Here is an 18,552-nt window from a genome sequence, read left to right as displayed (position 1 = left end):
GAAAAAAATAGAGAGATAGCGGTTGGCGGTCTCTTAAAAAGCTCCCTTGAAGGGAGCAGCAAGTAATGAGCCCTTCTAGGGCTATTAAAAAGCCACCCGCTATGCGGGTGGATAATTACTTTTTTATATCTATTTAATGGGCCAAAAGACATCAGTTGACGAATGCACGGATACTGACTAAGATAAAGACAGAAAAAGTCGGTTTTTTAGAGCTGTCCTTGAGAACGAGGCAAAATTCATTCTTAAGTCCTATGACAAAAAATGAAAAAGAGGGCATAATAATACATGTAAGGAAAACACCTTAGGGTGAAAAATTTGCTAAGGAGGCAATTTCCATGAAAGAAAGAGAACGAGTATTAGATTTAGTTAAAAAAGGAATCCTGACATCGGAGGAAGCCTTGGTCCTATTAGAAAATCTGGCAACTGAAAAAGATGAAAAACAAATCAAAAAGGCTGCCGATGAAGTAGATGTAACAACGACACCTGTTGACTCAAAAGAAAAAGATGCTGTAGCTGATTTAGTAGACGAGCTGGAAGCACACGAAAAAACTGTACATACAGAAAAGAGTGCGGCTGATTCTTTCGAAGAGCAGTCCAAAGAAAGCTCAGAAGCTGATCGCAAAAACCTTGAAAAAATTCTTGATGACTTGGCGACGAAGGCGAACCACACGTCAGTTGAGTTAGATGAAATCAATGCTGAAATTGCGGGAATCAAAGAAGAAATCAAAGAAACTCAGGAATCTTTGATGGAGCTCAACACGAAGGAAGAGCTAGATGCACTTTCAGAAGAAGAGCTTGAAACCAGAGCAGCTTTAGAAGAAGAGTTGAAAAATCTGGAAGATTCACTTGCAGATCAAAATCAAGAAAAAGTTGCATTGGAAGCTGAATTGAAAAACATTCGTAAAGAGCAATGGTCTGAAACAAAGGATCATGTCACTTCCAAGTTTGACATTCCAGATGATTGGAAAGAACAAGCAACAGATACACTGAATCAAGTAGGCGAAAAAATGAGTGAAGCCGGTTCACAATTAGGCTCATTCTTGAAGAAAACATTCAGCACAATTAGTGATACAGTGAATGATAATGTTGAGTGGAAAGATATCAATTTCCGAGTACCTGGTGTAGCAACAACGAAATTCGATCATGAATTCAACTACCCAGATGTTGAAGCAAGCTTAATCGATGTGAAGGTAGCAAACGGAAACATCGTATTCAAGACTTGGGATAAGGACGACTTGAAAGTTGAAGGAAACATCAAGCTTTATGGCAAGATGGATGCAGATACACCATTAGAAGCGTTCCTTGAAAGAAGCCAAATTGATGTGGATGAAGAGGTTATCTCTTTCCAAATTCCGAATAAACGCGTGAGAGCTGATTTGGTCTTCTACTTACCGGCACGAACTTACGACCATGTGTCTGTGAAGCTGTTGAACGGTAATATCAACGTGGAAGAATTAAAAGCGAAAGATGTTTATACAAAATCAACAAATGGCTCAATTACCTTTAACACAATCGATGCAACAATGCTTGAGGTAGAAGGTGTTAATGGAGATATCAAGATTATCAAGGGTGAAATCCTGGATAACGTAATCGAAACAGTAAATGGTACAGTAACTGTGCTGGCAACACCACAAAATATCTCTGTTTCTTTAATCAATGGTGATGTTCGAATCACTGCAAAAGAAGACACATTGAGAAAAATCGAAGCAAGCTCTGTTAACGGAAATGTGAAAATTGCATTACCGGAAACAATCGGTGCTGAAGGTACTGTTAAAACTAGCTTAGGAAGTATCAATAGTCGTCTATCCGACTATGAAGTGATTCGTGAGAAGAAGGATCGTACCAACCAATTGCTTCAATTCAGACGTCTAAACGATGAAAAAATGGCTCAAATCAATGCCTCTACAACAACAGGAAACATTTATTTGAAAGACACAGACAAATAAATGCGTAGAGCAAGAGCTTAGAAACGGAGCTCGGAGGAATTATGTGGGCAATCAATCAGATAACGAAAGCAAGCTGCTTGATTGCTTACATGATTCTCCAAAGAGTACCGCTTGGAAAGCTGTGTATCCAACAAAAATAAATGAAAAACTATTCAGAGTAAGAGGTGAAATTCACATGAAAAAAAGATTGGCTAAATCTTCTAATAACATAGTGTTGACCGGTTCATTGGCTGGTATTGCAGAATGGCTTGGTATTGACCCAACAATCGTTCGTGTATTGTTTGTGATTATCAGTTTCTTTTCAGCAGCATTCCCAGGCGTCTTGGTGTACATCATTTTAGCAATGGTTATGCCTTCTGGACGAAAAAACAGAGGAAACCGCAACCCGTATGACAATTACAATCGAAATACAAGAAATGAGAACCCGTACAGAGAACAAAGAAAACCAGCGGAAAAAGTTGACGACGATGACTGGAGTGACTTTTAATGACCTACTTTCAACGTCTGGTCGTTAATACATTAACCTTCGTTTCATTGGCAGTTATTTTCCCGAATATGATTTTTGTCAAGAGTCTGGGAATTGCCATTGTAGCAGCATTTGTCTTGTCTGTACTGAATATGCTTGTTAAACCAATATTAACAATTTTATCATTACCATTTACTCTGATAACCTTTGGCTTATTCAGCTTTGTAGTGAATGCGATGATTCTAAGAATGACTTCTTTCTTTGTAGGAGAAATGAATTTTGGTTTTTCCAGCTTTGGAGCAGCAGTTTTAATGGCTGTCATCATGTCAATTGTGAATGTGATAGTCAGTGAACACAACTTGAATAAAGAAAAAGAATAGATAGACAGCCGGCTGTTATGCCGGTCTGCCTATCTATTTTTTTACAGAAAGAAGCTGGTAATCGGTTTCTCTTTGTAAGTAAGCATGAAGAATTGTGATGAAATCAATCTGCTCCTTTGAAAATGAACGGAACACTGGAACAGAGGCGGGAATTAATTCTTTCGCACGCTTACGTAAGATTCTTTTGTTTTTTGTTATGAGGTCAGGAAAATGCTGCTCCATCACAACGAGTCCTTGATAGATAAGGTAACACTTCTGGCCCTTTTCTGTCGGCAACCACAATGTGTGCCATTCTTTCTGACTAATGGGGTGCAGCAGAAGCTGGGAATGCTTTTGAAAAAAGTAGTGAATCAAGGCCAAATCATCGCGCCATTGTGCAGCTTGGATGAAATGAAGCTGCTCAGCAAATGCCAGCATCTTTGCTTCCATTCTTTTTTCAAGTCGTTCAGACTTTCCTGTAAAGGCTTCAAGCAGCTCATCTAATATGACTGTCGAAGCCTCAGGGGTAAGAGACTGAGCATAGAGCTGATGCCAAGGATCTTCAGGATTAAGGCAGTAAAGCCTATCAAGTATCGCTTTAATCTCAGGAAGCTTTCGATAGACAGCATAGGGCCCAAAAGAATAGCTATCTGACGGTACAGAGCTGATAGACAGCTTGATTGTTTCTTTACCCATTGAAATATTCATGTAGCTGTATCGCTCAAAAGCATTCATCTGCCGATTATACATTGGTCGATGCTGCTGAATTAAGCGACACTCAAGCAACAGTGCATCCAGCTCTGTATCTGTTTGTATAATGTCAAAGTCAGTAAGGTGCAGAAGCATTCTTTTTGTTTTGGTCGAGTGATTTTTACTGTTGATAAAATAGCTGCTGACGCGTTCCTTTAGCTTTTTTGCTTTTCCAATATATAGGATGGTTCCCGTCTTATCCCGCATCAAATAGACACCGGGAGATAGAGGTAGCCCTTTTGCTTTTGTCTTTAATTTCTCGTTCATCTTAACCACACTCGGTTTCCGTAAAATTACCATAAGTATACATTGACTGGTAAAATAGTCAAGATTAGGTAATACGAGAAGGAAAAAGGAATAAGTGTAGAAACTTACTGTTCGAAATGATAAAATAAAGCGGAGACAGGAAAGGAATGAGTCAAGCTTTATGTCAGAAACAGTGAAAATACGTCAATTGGTGGAAAAGCTTTCTTTGGAAACAGTTTTCGCTACAGAAGAGGCATTAGATAAAGAAATAACAACGGGGGATATTTCTCGTCCCGGTTTGGAGCTGACGGGCTACTTCAGCTATTATTCTCATGACCGGCTTCAGTTGTTTGGAAATAAAGAAATGACATTCGCTGAGCGGATGATTCCGGAAGAACGGTTATTGGTTATGCGCCGTATGTGTTCAGACGATACACCGGCATTCATCATTTCACGTGGATTGGATGTACCGGAAGAAATGATTCAGGCAGCCAAGGAAAAAAATCTGGCTATTTTACGTTCGCCAATTTCAACATCTCGTTTGCTGGGAGAAATATCCAGCTTCCTTGACGATCAGTTGGCTACTCGCACCAGTGTTCACGGTGTGTTGGTGGATGTATACGGGTTAGGTGTTCTGATTCAAGGCGATAGCGGTATCGGAAAAAGTGAGACAGCCCTTGAGCTGATTCAAAGGGGGCATCGATTGATTGCGGATGATCGTGTAGATGTCCATCAGCAGGATGAACTGACCCTAATTGGTGAACCACCAAAAATTTTACAACATTTGATTGAAATCCGAGGAATAGGTATTATAGATGTAATGAATCTTTTCGGTGCAAGTGCCGTAAGAGGTTCAATGCAAGTTCAATTAGTTGTCTATTTAGAAGCCTGGGCCAAAGACAAGCAATATGACCGCTTAGGTAGTGATGACGCAGTAATCGAAATTGGGAACGTAGATGTTCCGCAGATTAGAATTCCGGTAAAAACTGGTCGAAATGTGGCGATCATCATTGAAGTTGCAGCCATGAACTTCCGTGCAAAGAGTATGGGGTATGATGCAACACAGGAATTTGAAAACAGGCTGACACAATTAATTGAAGAAAATTCAGGAATGTAGGTGGAATAGTCATGCTGGCTCAAGTTAGCCCAATCGCTTTTCAAGTATTTGGAATTGCTGTGTATTGGTATGCAGTAATCATTGTTTCGGGGATTATTTTAGCTGTATGGCTAAGTAGTAGAGAAGCAGTACGTGTTGGTCTGAAATCAGACGATGTCGTTGATTTCATGATTTGGGGCTTACCGAGTGCCATTGTTGGTGCCAGATTGTATTATGTTGCGTTTGAATGGCAGGATTATGTAGATAATCCAATTGATATTTTGTTTACCAGAAATGGCGGTCTAGCTATCTATGGCGGATTAATCGGCGGAGGGATTGCATTGTTGCTGTTTACGCGGCATCATTTCATTTCAACGTGGACGTTTCTGGATATAGCAGCGCCAAGCGTTATTTTAGCGCAGGCAATTGGCCGCTGGGGTAATTTTATGAATCACGAGGCTTATGGACCGGATACAACTAGAAGCTTCTTAGAGAGCCTCCATTTACCAAATTTCATTATCAATAATATGGAGATTGATGGGATTTATCGACAGCCTACCTTTCTATATGAATCTGCCTGGAATGTGCTTGGTTTTATCGTACTCGTTCTTCTTCGCAGAAAAGAGAACTTCCTGAAAGAAGGAGAAGTTTTTCTGCTCTATATTATCTGGTACTCATTTGGCCGTTTCTTCATCGAAGGGCTGAGAACCGATAGTTTGTATGTTTTTGGATTGCTGCGCGTATCACAGCTATTGTCACTCGTGCTATTTGTTGGGGCAATAGTAGTCTTGCTGATTCGAAGAAGAAATCCAAAAGTATCTTATTACAATAGAAATCAACAGCGTGTGGAACGCAAAGAAACAACATAGCTGAGAAATAAATGAATGCATTTATTTTAGGAGGAGAAACACATAATGAAACAAAAAATCGCTGTTTTAGGTCCCGGTTCATGGGGCACGGCATTAGCACAGGTTTTAGCTGAGAATGGACATGACGTCCGAATCTGGGGGAATGTGGAAGAGCAGATTGATGAAATCAACCAATTTCATACAAACAAACGTTATCTTCCTGACTTAGTCCTTCCGGAGTCAATTAGAGGAACAAAAACAATGGAAGAGTGTATCGATCAAGTAGATGCAGTGCTATTTGTTGTTCCTACAAAAGCGATGCGCCCGGTAGCGAAAGAATTTGCTGCACTTTGTAAAAATCAACCACTGATTATCCATGCGTCAAAGGGCTTGGAGCAAGGTTCTCATAAGCGTATTTCTGAAGTTCTAATGGAAGAAATTCCAGCTGATAAGCGTAAGGGCGTTGTTGTTCTGTCTGGACCAAGCCACGCAGAAGAAGTCGCAGTTCATGATATTACGACAATTACAGCAGCTAGTGAAGTACTTGAAAATGCTGAATATGTGCAGGATTTGTTCATGAATAATTATTTCAGAATCTATACAAATGAAGATGTTATCGGTGTAGAAACCGGTGCAGCATTGAAGAATATCATCGCTTTAGGTGCCGGCGCTATCCATGGTCTTGGCTTTGGCGATAATGCGAAAGCGGCAATCATGACACGTGGATTGGCGGAAATCAGCCGATTAGGCGTGGCAATGGGTGCAAATCCATTAACATTTATTGGTTTGAGCGGTGTTGGTGATCTTATTGTGACCTGTACAAGTGTTCACTCTCGCAACTGGAGAGCAGGAAATCTGCTAGGTGAAGGTCATGATTTAGATGAAGTACTGGAAAATATGGGCATGATTGTTGAAGGTGTTTCAACAACAAAAGCGGCTTATGAGTTGGCTGGACAAATGAATATTGAAATGCCAATTACAGAAGCAATTTATCAGGTACTTTATGAGAATAAGGATGTAAAACAAGCAGCAAAAGATATTATGTTAAGAGATGGGAAGACAGAAAATGAATTCTAAAGGAGAAAAGGTAATGAAAGTAAAAAAAGCAATAATTCCAGCAGCTGGGCTAGGAACGAGATTCCTTCCGGCAACGAAAGCGATGGCGAAGGAAATGCTTCCAATCGTGGACAAGCCAACGATTCAATTTATCGTAGAGGAAGCATTGGCTTCTGGTATTGAAGATATCCTAATTGTTACCGGGAAAGCTAAACGTCCAATCGAGGATCATTTTGATGCCAATATTGAGTTGGAAACAAATCTAAGAGAAAAGAATAAAACAGAACTGCTGAAGCTTGTTGAAGAAACAACGGATGTTAATTTGCATTTTATTCGTCAATCACATCCAAAGGGATTAGGCCATGCCGTTTTACAAGCTAAAGCTTTCGTTGGCAACGAACCTTTTGTTGTGATGTTGGGTGACGATATCATGGAGGATACAATTCCACTTTCAAAACAGCTGATTAATGATTATGAAGAAACACACGCAGCAACACTGGCGGTAATGAAGGTTCCTCATGAGGATACATCTAAATATGGCATCATCAATCCTGAGACAGAGGTTAGCAAAGGTCTTTATAATGTGAAGAACTTTGTAGAAAAACCAAATCCGGAAGATGCACCAAGTGATTTGGCCATTATTGGACGTTACCTGTTAACGCCTGAAATTTTCCATATTTTGGAAAATCAAGCACCAGGTGCCGGTGGTGAAATTCAATTGACTGATGCAATTGATACATTAAACAAAACACAGCGAGTATTTGCCAGAACCTTTACAGGAAAACGATTTGATGTTGGTGATAAATTTGGATTTATGAAAACCAGCATTGAGTATGGCTTGACTCACCCGGAAGTTAAGGATAATCTTAAGGCTTATTTGATTGAGGTTGGTCAAAAATTGGCAAAAGAACAAGAAAAAACAAAAAAATAGACAAAACAGTTAACCGAGCTGGCATCTGTTAGGATGCAGGACTGGCACTCAAAATGTTCCAGTCCTTTTTGTTTACATAATAATAAAAAGAATGGACTGTTTTCCAAGATGTTTTTTCAGTAGTGGAGAGAACAGCAGAAAATTGGTATAATATTCTATATAAATCATGCCAAACTATGAGAAGCTGTAGTTATTTCATTATTTATCATACAGATGAATGTTTCTTTTCGTACAAGGAAGTGATTGGTTAAAATTATATAAAAAGTTTATGATGAAACATTTGTAGAATTGGAAAGCAAGTGTTATTCTAATTAAAATGGATGTTGAGAATCGAGAGGAGAAAAGAGATGACAGGTGGAGAAATTGCAGGACTAATCGCAGCGTCCGCTTTTGCAGTCCTAGTTGTGTTTATTGCCTTAGTATTATGGAAAATTTCAAAAACGGTGGATCAAGTGACAAAAACGGTTGATGAAGCGAACAAAACGATTGCAGTAGTTACGAGCGATGTTGATATCTTATCGAGACAGGTTGAAGGCTTGTTGGTGAAGAGTAATGATCTTTTAAATGATGTGAACCAAAAAGTGGCAACAATCGATCCGTTGTTCCAAGCTGTCGCTGATTTAAGTGACAGTGTTTCTGAGTTGAACCACTCCAGTAAGAATCTGGTAAGTAAAATCGGTTCAGCCGGAAAGGCAACTTCTAAAGCAGGAGTAGTTGGAAAAGTGGGCGGAGCTGCTTTTAGAGCAATGCGTTCAAAAAAATAATCAATAGATTAAGTATGGAGGAATGATCAAATGGCAAAGAAAAGCAGATTTCTATTAGGAGCAGTTATCGGCGGAACAGCCGCAGCAGTTGCAGCTTTGTTATTGGCGCCAAAATCTGGAAAAGAGTTAAGAAAGGATCTTGCTGAGCAAGCAGACCAATTAAAAGATAGAGCATCTGAGTACACTGAGTATGCGAAGGAAAAAGGCGACGAGCTGTCTTCTATTGCGAAAGATAAAGCAGATTCTTTTGGTGGACAAGCAAGTGGACTGGCAGGCAATATCAAGGAGCGTTCTAAGGACTCTTTTGATCGCGCGCAAGACGTATCTGGTTCGGTTCTCGAAACATTACGTAAACAAACAGACGATCTTTCCAGCCGCTTTAAAAAGACAAAAAACGAGCTATCAGATGAAATGGATGAGTTTGCTGACATCGCAGAGGATACTTCCGATGACATTTTCATTGACGTGAAGGACTCAGCTGAAAAGGCAAAAGAAATCGTTTCTGAAGGCAAGGAAGAAGTAAAAGCAGCAACAGCTGACGTGCCTGATAAGGTAGAAGAAGCGAAAAAAGATGTAAAAGATGCAGCGGATAAGGTTGCAAAATAAAAAATAGAAGAAGCAGCTGACTGAATTTGATATTGTTCAGTCAGCTACTTTTTTATTATATAATTATCCGAAAATTTGCAGCTCTTTTGGTGTTTTTGTGAAGGATTCACAGCCGTCTTCCGTCACATGTACGCAGTCTTCAATACGGACACCAACTTTTCCGGGAATATAAATACCCGGTTCCATCGAGAAGCACATGCCTTTTTCAATCACTAAGTCATTCCCTGTAATCAAAGAAGGGAATTCATGAACGGTTGTGCCAATGCCATGACCAAGTCGATGATTGAAGTATTCTCCATAACCGGCTTTTTCGATTACGCCACGAGCGATTTGATCCAGTTCACCGGCAGTCACTCCTGGCTTCACAGCCGCAGTGGCTGCCAGCTGTGCTTCGAGAACGAGTGCATAGATTTCTTTTTGGAAAGCTGTTGGTTCTTGATAAGCAATAGTCCGAGTGACATCGCTACAGTAGCCTTTCCAAATGACCCCTAAATCAAACAACACCAGGTCACCTGAGGCAACTGTTGCAGCTCCTGGCGTACCATGAGGGCTGGCCGCATTTTTCCCGGTTAGCACAAGGGTATTGAAGCTCATAGAACGAACGCCTTTACGCTTAAGCTGATACTCAATCTCAGCAATAATTTCTTGTTCAGCAGCTCCTTCAGTAACTGCCTGAAAACCAATCTCCAACGCAACATCAGCCCAATTTCCTGCTTCAAGAAGCAAGCCGATTTCAGCGTCCGTTTTGATTAATTGCAGTCGTTCAACAGCTGGTGTAGCATTTGCTGAAAGGTCAGCTTCTGGGAAGTGGGATTGCAACGCTTCAAAACGAGCGATAGATAAAAATTCTTTTTCAGTCGCAATTTTTTTAGGTTGTCCTTGCTGTTTAATCAGCTGGGCAATTTTTTCCCAAGGGTTTTCACCATCCATATAGCCGTATACAGGGTAGCTCCAGCTGCTGTTTTGTGCATCCTCAACCTCAAGGGCCGGAGTAAATAAGAATGGGTCACTTTCTAAAGGAATAAAAAGCGCCAATACACGTTCATGAGGGTCACTTTCGTAACCTGAGAAATAACCAATATGATGCGGATCACTAATGTAGGTAAGATCAATTTTTTCATTAGCCATCCATTGCTTCAGTTCATTCATTTTTTGTTGATTCATGCATATCCTTCTTTCTTGTTGATTCTGTAAAATTGCTTAATTTATCATACCATGAAACGCAGTTTTTTTCCTTTTGAAAATAGAAATGCTAAATTTCATGAAAATGGCATAAAAACGGTTGCAAAATAAAAATAACTCTGCTATCCTAGATAAGAAATGTAAATGAAGTTTTCAGAAAATGAAGACTAATATAAATTCTAGGAGAGAAATCATGGAAAAACAAACGATTACAATTTATGATGTTGCTCGTGAAGCAGACGTATCTATGGCAACCGTTTCTCGTGTAGTAAATGGTAATCCCAATGTGAAGCCGGCAACCAGAAAGAAAGTACTGGAAGTCATTGACCGCTTGGATTACCGTCCGAATGCTGTTGCGAGAGGCCTGGCAAGTAAGAAGACTACGACGGTTGGAGTTATTATCCCCGATGTCAGCAATATCTTTTTCTCTTCATTGGCAAGAGGAATTGACGATGTCGCAACAATGTATAAATACAATATTATCTTAGCAAATTCTGATGGTAACGATCAGAAGGAAGTAAACGTGTTGAACAATCTGCTTGCTAAGCAAGTAGACGGAATCATCTTTATGGGTCACCATATCACAGATGAGATTCGTGGCGAATTTTCACGTTCAAAAACACCGGTTGTATTGGCTGGTTCAATTGATCCTGATGAGCAGGTTGGTAGTGTAAACATTGATTACAGTGCCGCAACAAAGGATGCAACAGATATTCTAGCTAAAAATGGCAATAAGAAAATTGCCTTTGTCAGTGGTGCATTGATTGACCCGATTAATGGGAAAAACAGAATGAGCGGTTATAAGGAAGCTCTTTCAGAAAATGGTTTGACATATAGTGAAGGCTTGATTTTTGAAGCAGAATATAAATTCAAAGATGGAATCAATTTAGCTGAACGTATTCGTAATAGTGGCGCAACTGCTGCTGTAGTGACCGATGATGAATTGGCGATTGGTCTTCTGGATGGCATGCTTGATGCAGGTATCAAGGTACCGGAAGAGTTTGAAATCATTACCAGCAATAACTCATTGCTGACAGATGTTGCTCGTCCGAAGCTTTCAAGTGTGACACAACCATTGTACGATATTGGTGCAGTAGCTATGCGTCTGTTAACGAAGCTGATGAACAAAGAAGAGATTGAAGATAAAACAGTTGTTCTGCCTTATGGTATTGATAAAAAGGGTTCAACTAAATAAGTAGATAATTAGAGAGGCATCCTTTTGAGGGCTGCCTCTTCTTTTATTAAACAAAAAATAGAGCAGCTGTCAGCTGCTCTATTTTTGTTATTCTGTCGGTGCGGGTTCAATAGAACCTTGTGGTGTTTCTTCTTCTTGATTGTTGTTATTATTGTTATTATTTTCTTCAGTAGGTGTTTCGTTATTGTTCGTGTCTGTATTTGTGTCATTGTTTGTTGCATCGTTGTTTGTGTTCGTATTCGCATCTGTATTTGTATTCCCGCTGACATTGCCAGTATTGGAATTCGTATTGTTGTTGTTCGTATTTGTGTTTCCGGAGCCTGTTGAACCAGAGGAGCCGGTTGCATCTGTTTTAGTAGAAAGATACTTGCTCCAATAAGCTTGATAGTTGGCATCTGTTCCACCATAGCCAAATTTGTATTGACTATCTGCCGGACCATTTTTAGCGAAATAGGAAACAATGGAACCGCTGGAAACACTGTAACGAATATTATTGTACATAAAGCCACCTTCTTTATCGCCTGTGAGTTTAGACACACTGGCCTGAATCACATCATCAGATAGCGTAAAGCGCTCCTCAGGGTTAAATAGGTCAGGTCTAACCGTATAGACTGCGTTAGTTAGATAAGCGAGGTACGTACTATTTTGAATCCCACTGTTTGAACTCATCACGCTATTTTCATCGTAACCGCTCCAAGAGCTGATTGTGATACTAGGAGTGGAGACCACCAACCAAGCATCTCTATAATCATTTGTCGTACCAGTTTTCCCTACGAAGTCCACACTTGCCAGTTGAGGATTTAACCCGGTAATCACGTCTTTGAAAGGTGTTGTGATTTTTGAGTCAAGCACAGAGCGCATCAAATCATTCATAATTGATGCTGTCGCTGTAGAATAGACCTGTACAGGTGTCTCCTGATGCTGATAAATCACATTGCCATCATTGTCGGTAATTTTTTCGATCATATAGCCTTTTTGGTAAACACCGCCGTTTGCAAGTGTTTGGAAACCATTTGTTTGTGTATAAACAGATGCTTCCACAGAACCTAAAGGTGCTGATTCATAGGACCAGCGCTCATCAGCAGGGTAGTTCATTTTGCTCAAATAGTTATTATAAGAGAAGTTCTCGTCACCCATTTGTTCCTTCATCGCATTATTTAAGTTTACGACAGGAATATTGTAGGACCATTCCAGTGAAGTACGGACAGTGTCAAAGGTGTTGGTTCCTGCATTTGTTGCATTTTCAAGCACCCCACCTGTTTTATACTTCGTTGGATAGTTGGCTAGTCGACTTTCAGAGCCAATCATGCCTTGATCAATTGCCGGTCCGTAGACTGAAATTGGTTTGATGGTTGAGCCTACCTGTCGTTCAGTGTCAAACGCATGGTTATTTTGATTAATATCGTAGTTGCGTCCTGCAACAAACCCGATAATCTTACCAGTTCGATTATCCATTAAGATATTCCCTGTTTCAACAGAAGCGGCTGCGTAGCCATCATCTAACAGATAGCCGTAGTTGGCAACAGCCTCCTGCATTGTGTTGTAGACTGTCGGATCAATTGTTGACTCAATTGTATAGCCGCGGTTTTCAATTTGGCGTCGTGCTTGCTCTTCATATTGATCCAGACCAACTTGGTCCAGCTCCGCTCGATTGACCCCGGCTTTTTCGATGTTCATATCCATGATGACATCGACTGCTTGGTTCAGCACCGTATAATATAAGAAGCCTTGTGCAGTTGTGTTGGCTTGTTCACTTGGCAGGAAATCCTGTGCAAGATCATAGCTTTTTGCTGCCTCGTATTCTTCTTTGGTAATCATCTTTTCCCGATACATATTGAAGAGAACGGCATCTTTCCGAGCTATACCGGCAGAGATATCTTCTTTTAGTTCACCTGTGTTTAGATACGGCGTGTAAACAATCGGACTCTGAGGCAGCCCTGCAATAAATGCTGCCTGAGGCAAGGTTAAATCGTTGGCACTTTTGCCAAAAAGCCCTTTTGCAGCTTCTTCGACACCTGCGATATTTTCGCCCTTATTGTTTCTGCCAAAAGGAGAAACGTTTAGATAGGTTGTTAAAATTTCATCCTTACTAAAGTAGTTTTCAATTCGATAAGCAAGTAGAATCTCGTTTGCTTTTCGTTTGAAGGTCGTCTCGTCTGTAAGGATTTGTTGTTTTACCAGCTGCTGTGTCAGAGTTGAACCGCCGGAAGAACCGCCGATACCACCGACATCAGAAAGCAGTGCACGGATTAATGCCTTTGGAACAACGCCATCGTGTTCCTCAAAGTATTCATCCTCCGTAGCAATGACTGCATTTTTTACCAGCTGAGAAATATGCTCACCATCTACACGTGTTCGAATCAGGTCTGATTTGACCGCAGAAATTGTAGAGCCGTCTGCATAGGTCATTTTTGAGACTTCTGTGATATCGCTGATTTCTCTCTCCAGCTCTTCTTTGGTAGGTGGGTCTGTTCCTTCTACTAAAGAAGCAAAGTACCCCATGCCGACGCCCAGACCTAATGAGCCACCTAAAATAATTGCAATAACAGCGAAAAGAACCAATGCCTTTAACACTCGAACAATTACATTGAATGTAAGGAAGGTTGTTTTTTTATTAAGCAGTTTATGAGAATTTTGGTTCTTTTGATTCGAATTATGTTGATTGTCCAAAAACTTCACCTCGGTATGTCAATTCGTGTATTCCGTGATATTATAGCAAAAAAAGCGACTGATGAACAGTTGTTCCGATTTTTATCGTAAAATCTTTAATTTATTAAAGAAAAAGCCGGGTTTTGTCTTTTATTTGACCTGTGAATCAGTTAATATGAAAAGACAGGGCAAATGCTCCGTGAAAATGAGTCTGGGAGGAAATAGAAATGAGCACAGATTTTTTTGATGAGCTGAAGGCACGCGGTCTCGTTCATCAAACAACTGATGAAGAAGCGTTAAAAAAACAATTGAATGAAGAGTCTGTTAAGCTTTATATCGGGTTTGACCCAACAGCTGACAGTTTACATATCGGACATTTATTGCCGATTTTGATGTTGCGGCGTTTTCAGCTGAACGGTCATGTTCCGATTGCGTTAGTAGGTGGAGGCACGGGAATGATTGGAGACCCTTCCTTCAAGGATGCAGAACGCAGCTTGAATACACTGGATACTGTAAAAAACTGGTCTGATAGTATCAAAGGTCAATTGTCTCGATTTATTGATTTTGATGACGAAAAAAATCCAGCAATATTAGCTAACAACTATGATTGGTTGGGAGAAATCTCATTGATTGATTTCCTGAGAGATGTGGGGAAAAACTTTACAATCAATTATATGATGAGCAAGGAAAGTGTGAAGCGCCGGATTGAAACAGGGATTTCATATACTGAGTTCGCGTATCAGCTGCTTCAAGCTTATGACTTCTTGAAGCTGTACGAAACGCAAGGCTGCTTGTTGCAGCTTGGTGGAAGTGACCAGTGGGGCAACATCACTTCAGGTATTGAATTGTTGCGTCGTGAAAGAGAAGTACAAGGTTTTGGTTTGACGATGCCTTTGATTACCAAGGCTGACGGTACAAAATTCGGTAAAACCGAAGGAAATGCTGTCTGGTTGGATGCAGAGAAGACTTCTCCATACGAGTTCTACCAATTCTGGATTAACACGGATGATCGGGATGCAATGAAGTTCTTGAAATATTTCACTTTCCTGACATTGGAAGAAATTGCTGAAATCGAAAAAGAATTTGCTGCTGCACCTGAAAAGCGTGCTGCGCAAAAAGCACTGGCAAAAGAAGTAACAACACTGGTTCATGGTGAAGAAGCCTACAATCAAGCTGTTAAAATCTCACAAGCGTTATTCAGCGGCGACATCAAAGAGTTGAATGCAGAAGAGATTCTTCAAGGCTTTAAGGATGTTCCTTCCTACGAAGTGCAAGCGGAAGACTCTATGAACATTGTTGAGCTGTTGATTGCTGCCAAAATAGAACCATCGAAACGCCAAGCGAGAGAAGATGTTCAAAATGGTGCGATTTATATCAACGGTGAACGGATGCAAGATGTAGCTGCCGAACTTTCTGATACAGATAAGATTGAGGGTCAGTTTACAGTCGTTCGTAGAGGGAAAAAGAAATACTTCTTGTTGAAATACTAGAAGCATATAAATGAAGATAGTAGGGATGACCATCATTGAATGGTTGTTCCTGCTTTTTTTGAATCATTAGATAAGTAGAAAGAAAACCTACCGCTTTTGTGAGTTTTCCTGGTTAAAAGCAGTGTAGCAACAAAAGTCATTCTATGTGATTTCACTCGTGAAAAGCCCTTGTTTTAGCGATTCCCCTTTTAAGTGCAGGCAGTTTATTGATAGTTTTGATATAGTAAGTCTATGAACAGAAACAAGAGAAGGAGGGATTAAGATGGAGCTTCCATTACTTTTGAAAACAATCAGAATTAAAAATAATTTTACTCAGCAGCAGTTAGCGGAAAAAATTTTCGTTACCCATCAAACGATTTCCAAATGGGAGACAGGCATCAATATGCCAAGTATTGATAATTTACTTATGTTGAGTGATCTTTATGATATCTCTTTAGACGAGTTGATAAGAGGCAGCACCTATTTCAAAAAGCCGTTTATTGTGGGACATAGAGCAACTTCCATCAAAATAATGGGAGTAATTGCGCTATGGCTGTTGATTAGTCTACTCTTCACAGGATTTGGCTATCAGCCTGTCTGGTTGTTTCTGCTAGTGTTTTTTCTTGGGCTGGTAGTTGTCTTACCAACAGTGATTAAGGACTATTGGGTCATTGAGAAAAAAGGGATAAAAATTTGTCAGTACCCAAAACAATCAATGAAACGAACGAAGCATATTTTACAAAGCTTGTTTGGGAGAAAACCAGCCTGTATCTTTCTACCTTATCAGGAAATTATTTCAGTAGAGCTTATCTATAGAAGTAAAGTTCGGTATAGCCCATTCGATGTTCAACCGGATATTTTTGTTATAAGAGTGGAAAAAATCATAGGGGAACCGATTATTTTACCACTATCGACTGCGTTTGTGGCGTATATTCCACAAGCGATGTCCTACATTGAAAGGAAGGGGATTACTATCGTTGATTCTGCTAATCTAATTGGTGCCATCATAAATAAGGAATACTTATTTGATTATATGAACAGGACAGAATGAAGTGAAGAAATGTGATATAGGTGGGGAAAAGTTGGCAGCTCATGGAAGTTGCTAGAAAACAGTAAAAAAAAAGAGGAGCTCAGGCCATTACGCCAAGCACCTCTTTTTCTACGATAAACAGCTATCTACATATTTTCACTTATCCAACATTTTCTGTTTTTCTAAAAAGAACGATTTCACGAATTAATTCCCAAGGCAATTCTTGGTTTGCTTGGACGTATTCTTCAATTGGGGACATAATTTTTTCTCCTTTGCTTATAAGGTGTGAAAAGAGATATATTTGCTCGATTAGTATAGAGGGGAAGTTTATAGTTGTTCGTAGAGGAAAAAAAACTTCTTGTTGAATACTAAATAACATAATAAATAACAGACGCAGTGCTTAACACAGAGACATGTCTGTTATTTTTTTATGAAGAAAAAAATAAATGATTAAGATGAAAACCCATTTATATACTTTGTATACAGTTTCTATTTTGGTAATAATCAAAAAATATATATTACTTTTTAATTCAAATAATAGTTTTTGAAATGTTTGGAAAATAACCCTAATAGCTCTTTTTTACTAACTGTTTATATGCTAAAATGACCTCTGGAATAAATTTATTTTTTAAAGAAGGAGAAGTGTATTGTGGGGAATCATTTTATTGTTTCAGCGAATGGCTGGAAAGAGATCAAAAAAAATGGATTGTTAAAAACGATGATTTTATTCAGCTTGATTTTCGTTTTGGGGGCAGTTCAGGAACAGGAAGCTCATGCTGAAAACTCTGATCCAAATATTTTTGTTCATGGATTGACAGGTTTCGGTCATGGAGAGTTAGGGTCAAATCTATACTACTGGGGAGGAACAACACAGAATATTATTGGAACTCTATCAAACGATGGATATACAAGCATGGAAGCCGTAGTTAGTCCCTTTGGCAGCAACTGGGATCGAGCAATCGAACTTTATTACTATATTAAAGGCGGGACAGTTGATTATGGGGCAGCCCATGTGAAGGAGCATGGCCATGAGCGATATGGAAGAACATTTCCGGGCATCTATCCTCAATGGGATGGAGAAAATAAAATTCATTTGATTGGCCATAGTCAGGGAGGGCAAACAAGCCGGTTGCTAGATACACTGCTTAGAGAAGGTAGTGCGGAAGAACGGGAACATGCTCGTGCAAATAACATAGAGCTTCCGGAACTTTTTTCAGGAAATAAAACTTGGATACGCAGTATTACAGCAATTGCTACACCTCATAATGGCACACAGGTGGCATCTTTAGCTAAGGGACTCTTGCATGAAGTGATTTATGGTTCAGCCTTTATTGCTAATAGCTCAGCCATAAACCTATCTTATGATTTTAAGCTGGATCAATGGGGCTTGAAGCAGTTTCCGGGGGAAGCAAATAAAAATTATTTGAAGCGTGTGTTCAGCAGTAAAGTGTGGAATGCCAATGAAGATATTGTGTTGTATGATTTAACAACAGAAGGGGCAACGAAACTGAATGAACAGACGAGTTTAAGCAGTGATGTGTACTATTTCTCTTATTCAGGAAATGCTACTTACAAAGGTGCGTTTTCGAGTAATTACTATCCGTCAGTAACTGTGTTTCCTTTATATTCAATTCCAGCCGCTTACATTGGAGCAACCGGCGGGAAAGAATGGCGTCAAAATGATGGCTTGGTTCCTGTTATTTCAGCACTCTATCCTTTTGGACAGCCATATAAAGCTGCTGATGGGAATCCGACAGCTGGTATGTGGTATGTAGAACCAACGATTCAAGGCTGGGAGCACATGGATTTTGTTGGACAGGATTATACACAAGCGCCATTTTTGAAGAAATCAGTTAAACAGTTTTATCAAAATATCGTTGTTCGTAATCGTTCGCTTTAAATGTTTTCTACTAATTTTAAATAGTAAATCGAGAGATGGGACAAGTATTGTTCCATTCT

General features: G+C 39.8%; 16 protein-coding genes. 13 read left to right on the top strand and 3 right to left on the bottom strand.

The window, feature by feature from the left end; translation table 11 throughout:
- The first annotated feature begins 335 nt into the window (after positions 1 to 335).
- The 3 genes from liaX (at position 336) to IW510_RS20710 (ending at position 2,792) form a co-directional block, all read left to right on the top strand.
- Positions 336 to 1,946 carry a daptomycin-sensing surface protein LiaX gene (liaX, locus tag IW510_RS20720; RefSeq protein ID WP_202063008.1) on the top strand — a complete coding sequence of 537 codons (1,611 nt, stop codon included), beginning with the start codon at positions 336 to 338 and terminating at the stop codon, positions 1,944 to 1,946.
- A 175-nt stretch (positions 1,947 to 2,121) separates the two neighbouring features.
- A complete protein-coding gene (locus IW510_RS20715) occupies positions 2,122 to 2,433 on the top strand; it encodes a PspC domain-containing protein (protein WP_202063014.1) in 312 nt (103 codons plus the stop codon).
- On the top strand, positions 2,433 to 2,792 hold the full coding sequence (locus IW510_RS20710; protein WP_202063006.1) for a phage holin family protein: 360 nt from the start codon (positions 2,433 to 2,435) through the stop codon (positions 2,790 to 2,792). The genes IW510_RS20715 and IW510_RS20710 overlap by 1 nt, the downstream gene beginning before the upstream one ends.
- Before the next feature lie 33 nt (positions 2,793 to 2,825).
- Here IW510_RS20710 and IW510_RS20705 read toward each other — a convergent pair whose 3' ends face one another.
- Positions 2,826 to 3,788, bottom strand: coding sequence for a GIY-YIG nuclease family protein (locus IW510_RS20705; protein ID WP_202063004.1), 963 nt, complete (start codon positions 3,786 to 3,788; stop codon positions 2,826 to 2,828).
- A gap of 160 nt (positions 3,789 to 3,948) precedes the next feature.
- Between IW510_RS20705 and hprK the strand changes: the two genes are divergently transcribed.
- The 6 genes from hprK to IW510_RS20675 all read left to right on the top strand — a co-directional run bounded on the left by hprK (position 3,949) and on the right by IW510_RS20675 (position 9,068).
- Positions 3,949 to 4,884, top strand: a complete 936-nt coding sequence (gene hprK, locus IW510_RS20700; protein ID WP_202063002.1) for an HPr(Ser) kinase/phosphatase — start codon at positions 3,949 to 3,951, stop codon at positions 4,882 to 4,884.
- An 11-nt stretch (positions 4,885 to 4,895) separates the two neighbouring features.
- Entirely contained in the window at positions 4,896 to 5,732 is an 837-nt protein-coding gene (gene lgt, locus IW510_RS20695; protein ID WP_202063000.1) for a prolipoprotein diacylglyceryl transferase, read from the top strand.
- 45 nt (positions 5,733 to 5,777) lie between these two features.
- Positions 5,778 to 6,788, top strand: coding sequence for an NAD(P)H-dependent glycerol-3-phosphate dehydrogenase (locus tag IW510_RS20690; RefSeq protein WP_202062998.1), 1,011 nt, complete (start codon positions 5,778 to 5,780; stop codon positions 6,786 to 6,788).
- Positions 6,789 to 6,801: 13 nt separating this feature from the next.
- Positions 6,802 to 7,698, top strand: coding sequence for a UTP--glucose-1-phosphate uridylyltransferase GalU (gene galU, locus IW510_RS20685; RefSeq protein WP_202062996.1), 897 nt, complete (start codon positions 6,802 to 6,804; stop codon positions 7,696 to 7,698).
- Positions 7,699 to 8,045: 347 nt separating this feature from the next.
- The gene (locus tag IW510_RS20680) at positions 8,046 to 8,462 is read left to right on the top strand and encodes a DUF948 domain-containing protein (RefSeq protein ID WP_202062994.1); all 417 of its coding nucleotides are present in this window, start codon (positions 8,046 to 8,048) and stop codon (positions 8,460 to 8,462) included.
- 30 nt (positions 8,463 to 8,492) lie between these two features.
- Positions 8,493 to 9,068 (top strand): YtxH domain-containing protein, encoded by a 576-nt coding sequence (locus IW510_RS20675; protein ID WP_202062992.1) that lies wholly within the window; start codon positions 8,493 to 8,495, stop codon positions 9,066 to 9,068.
- 63 nt (positions 9,069 to 9,131) lie between these two features.
- On the opposite strand, the gene IW510_RS20670 is transcribed toward IW510_RS20675, so the two are convergent.
- On the bottom strand, positions 9,132 to 10,232 hold the full coding sequence (locus IW510_RS20670) for a M24 family metallopeptidase (protein WP_202062990.1): 1,101 nt from the start codon (positions 10,230 to 10,232) through the stop codon (positions 9,132 to 9,134).
- Positions 10,233 to 10,443: 211 nt separating this feature from the next.
- On the opposite strand from IW510_RS20670, the gene ccpA reads away from it, so the two are divergent.
- Positions 10,444 to 11,445 carry a catabolite control protein A gene (gene ccpA / locus IW510_RS20665; RefSeq protein WP_202062988.1) on the top strand — a complete coding sequence of 334 codons (1,002 nt, stop codon included), beginning with the start codon at positions 10,444 to 10,446 and terminating at the stop codon, positions 11,443 to 11,445.
- A gap of 87 nt (positions 11,446 to 11,532) precedes the next feature.
- Here the strand turns inward: ccpA and IW510_RS20660 are convergent, their stop codons facing one another.
- Positions 11,533 to 14,115 (bottom strand): transglycosylase domain-containing protein, encoded by a 2,583-nt coding sequence (locus tag IW510_RS20660; RefSeq protein ID WP_442896461.1) that lies wholly within the window; start codon positions 14,113 to 14,115, stop codon positions 11,533 to 11,535.
- A 206-nt stretch (positions 14,116 to 14,321) separates the two neighbouring features.
- On the opposite strand from IW510_RS20660, the gene tyrS reads away from it, so the two are divergent.
- The 3 genes from tyrS to IW510_RS20645 all read left to right on the top strand — a co-directional run bounded on the left by tyrS (position 14,322) and on the right by IW510_RS20645 (position 18,493).
- Complete coding sequence (gene tyrS / locus IW510_RS20655) at positions 14,322 to 15,584, top strand: tyrosine--tRNA ligase (protein ID WP_202062986.1); 1,263 nt, start codon at positions 14,322 to 14,324, stop codon at positions 15,582 to 15,584.
- Positions 15,585 to 15,846: 262 nt separating this feature from the next.
- Positions 15,847 to 16,614: a helix-turn-helix domain-containing protein gene (locus IW510_RS20650; RefSeq protein ID WP_202062984.1), complete on the top strand. Its 768-nt coding sequence runs from the start codon at positions 15,847 to 15,849 to the stop codon at positions 16,612 to 16,614.
- A 628-nt stretch (positions 16,615 to 17,242) separates the two neighbouring features.
- Entirely contained in the window at positions 17,243 to 18,493 is a 1,251-nt protein-coding gene (locus IW510_RS20645; RefSeq protein ID WP_202062982.1) for an esterase/lipase family protein, read from the top strand.
- The last annotated feature ends 59 nt before the right edge of the window (positions 18,494 to 18,552 follow it).

The organism is Enterococcus sp. BWR-S5, assembly GCF_016745255.1.
Classification (GTDB): Bacteria; Bacillota; Bacilli; order Lactobacillales; family Enterococcaceae; genus Enterococcus_L.
Note: the sequence above shows the minus strand (reverse complement) of the source record. Positions and strands in the feature narration are given on the sequence as shown.